The sequence below is a fragment of the Methylocystis sp. genome, assembly GCF_051061225.1.
GTDB lineage: Bacteria > Pseudomonadota > Alphaproteobacteria > Rhizobiales > Beijerinckiaceae > Methylocystis.
On sequence record NZ_JBPFEB010000154.1, the window covers coordinates 1 to 2605 of the forward strand.

Here is a 2605-nt window from a genome sequence, read left to right on the forward strand (position 1 = left end):
TTGCTGGTCGAGGCCGCGCAGGGCGATGTAATTCTGCGCAAGCTCAGCCTGCAGGCTGAGCCGTGTCGACTCGAGGTCGGCCTTGCTGGCCTGCTCCGTGGCTTCACCGGACGCCACAAGGTTACGCACGCGGCCCCATAGATCGACCTCGTAGCTTGCCTGTACACCTAGCGAGTAGGCGCTGTACTCGTCCGGGCCGGCACCACCGCTGCGCAGCGGCCGATTGTCAGACTGCCGGTTACGCTGCCCACTGGCTACACCATCCACTGTTGGGTAGAAACCGGAACGCAGTTGGGTAGTGTAGGCCGCGGCCTGCGCATAATGCGCTACTGCAGCGGCCAGGTCGGGGCTGTTGGCGACGAGCTGGTCTTCAAGCGAGTCAAGTTCGGCATCTCCGTAAAGCTTCCACCAGGCGCCGCGCGGCAGCTCATCGGCCGGCTGGGCGATCATCCACGGCGCGGTTTCCTTGTAATTCTGCGCAATTGGGACTTCTGGCGTCTTGAGCGGCGGCGCCATGGAGCAGCCGTTGAGCACAAAAAGCAAGACGAGCACCGCCACGGCGGCAGTTTTTACAGTTCTCATGATCAGTTGGTTTTCTTGTTGGCGGTCGAGGCGCTAGCCTGTTTCTGGCTAGCTTCCACGACATGGACCAAGTCACCGGCGGCAATGCCGTCCGGCGGACTTTCGATCACGCGGTCGGCAGCCGTGATGCCTGAGCCCAGCTCTATCGTTTTGCCAAGGTCGCGCGCAATCGTTACCGGCTTCAACAATGCCTTGTTGTCAGCGCCCACGGTAGCAACACGCAGCCCAGCCTGGTCAAAGATGAGCGCACTGGCGGGGATGCTAAGCGTAGCCACATTGCCCGGCAGATGCAGGCTGACATTGGCAAAACGGCCCGGCAACAGTTCGCCGTTGGCGTTATCAACCGCAAGCTGAATCAATGTCGTACCGGATGCCACATCCACTGAACGCGAGGTGGATTCAACCGTCGCCGTGTAGGCCTTGCCTGCATGTTCAGGCACGCGGATGTCGGCCTTGGTGCCGGGCTTGACGCTGGTTACGTAGTTCTGCGGCACGTTGACGTAGAGGCGCAATTTGCGCGTATCCGATACCTCGAACAGGGCCGGGCCGCTACCGCCGCCCGCATTGATCAATGCACCGGTATCGGTCTCGCGCGCCGTCACGGTACCGTCGAATGGCGCCACGATACGCGCGAAACCCTTGGTGGCAACCAGACGATCGACATTTGCCTGGGCTGCCTTGAACAGCGCCTCCTTGCTGGCAAAATCGCCAGTCTTGTCGTCGACTTCCTGGCGTGAAACCGAATCGGTCTTGAGCATGGCCTGCCAGCGCCTGGCCGTGGTTGAGGCAAGCTCGACATTGGCCTGGGCGCTGGCCAGATCAGCCCTTGCTTGCAATAGCTGCTGGTCGAGATCCGGCGTTTCTATCTCGCCCAATAACTGGCCGGCTTTCACCTGTGCACCTATATCGACTTTCCAGCTTTTGAGGTAACCGCTGACACGGGCGTAGATAGGCGCCCGCGCATAGGCCTCAAAACGACCGGGGAGGTCGAGTGTCGATAATGCGCTTTCACTGTCGGGCACGATGACACTCACGCTGGGCACTGCCTGTTCATCCGTCCATCGCTTCAGCTTCTCGTTGCTGTTGGCACGGCTCGCAATACCGGTGATGACAATGGCAGTGGCAATAAGCACGGCCGCGATACCGCTGATGCGCAAGGTGTTATGCGATGGGCGTGGAGCATTCTGGTTAGACTGCATTTAATTCTCCAATACTAGAATTTGATACGGTTTTAGGGCTGTACCGCCGATGCACGATACTGAACACGACGGGCACAAAAATCAGGGTAGCGATGGTGGCGAAGATCAGGCCGCCAATCACGGCGCGGCCCAGAGGCGCGTTCTGCTCGCCGCCATCACCCAGGCCCAGCGCCATGGGCGTCATGCCGATAATCATGGCCAGCGCCGTCATCAGCACCGGGCGGAAGCGCACGAAACCGGCCTCTATGGCGGCCTTGGTAGCATCGCCAAGTTGCTCCAGGCGTTCACGCGCAAAGCTGATAACGAGCACGCTGTTGGCTGTGGCCACACCCATACACATGATGGCTCCGGTCAGCGCCGGCACCGAAAGCGGTGTATAGGTCACGAACAGCATCCAGACGATGCCTGCCAGCGCCGCCGGCAACGCCGTAATGATGACGAAGGGGTCGCTCCACGACTGGAAGTTGACCACGATCAGCAGGTAGATCAGCACGATGGCGCCAAACAAGCCGAATAGCAGGCCGGAGAAGGCGCTGTCCATGGTTTTTACCTGGCCAAGCAAGGCCACGGTCGCGCCCTTGGGCACCTGGTCTGCCGTTTCGTCGATGATGCGGTGAATATCCTTGGCTACGGCTCCCAGATCGCGATCCTGTGTGGTGGCGTTGATCTGCACCATGGCCTGGATGTCGTACTGGCTGACCACCGCATTGCCATTACCGCGCTGGAAGGTGGCGAGTGCGCCCAGCGTTTGCTGGGTGCTGCTGCCGGTGCCGCTGATCGGCAGGTTGGCCAGCGCCGGCAGCGTATCCAGCCGGTACTGCGGC

Annotated in this window: 3 protein-coding genes; all 3 read right to left on the reverse strand. The window is 60.8% G+C overall.

The genetic code is table 11. The features are described from left to right. The coding region (locus tag ACR652_RS26880; protein ID WP_434509548.1) for a TolC family protein at window positions 1-582 on the reverse strand (582 nt) is incomplete at its 3' end. Between the two features lie 2 nt (window positions 583-584). After that, entirely contained in the window at window positions 585-1781 is a 1197-nt protein-coding gene (locus ACR652_RS26885; protein ID WP_434509549.1) for an efflux RND transporter periplasmic adaptor subunit, read from the reverse strand. Next, window positions 1771-2605, reverse strand: an 835-nt coding sequence (locus ACR652_RS26890) for an efflux RND transporter permease subunit (RefSeq protein WP_434509550.1), incomplete at its 5' end; no start/stop codon positions are given. The genes ACR652_RS26885 and ACR652_RS26890, both read right to left, overlap by 11 nt.

Excerpts from the sequence above, each read along its gene's own strand:
- ACR652_RS26885 (WP_434509549.1), bottom strand. The coding sequence starts at position 1,781 with ATGCAGTCTAACCAGAATGCTCCACGCCCATCGCATAACACCTTGCGC.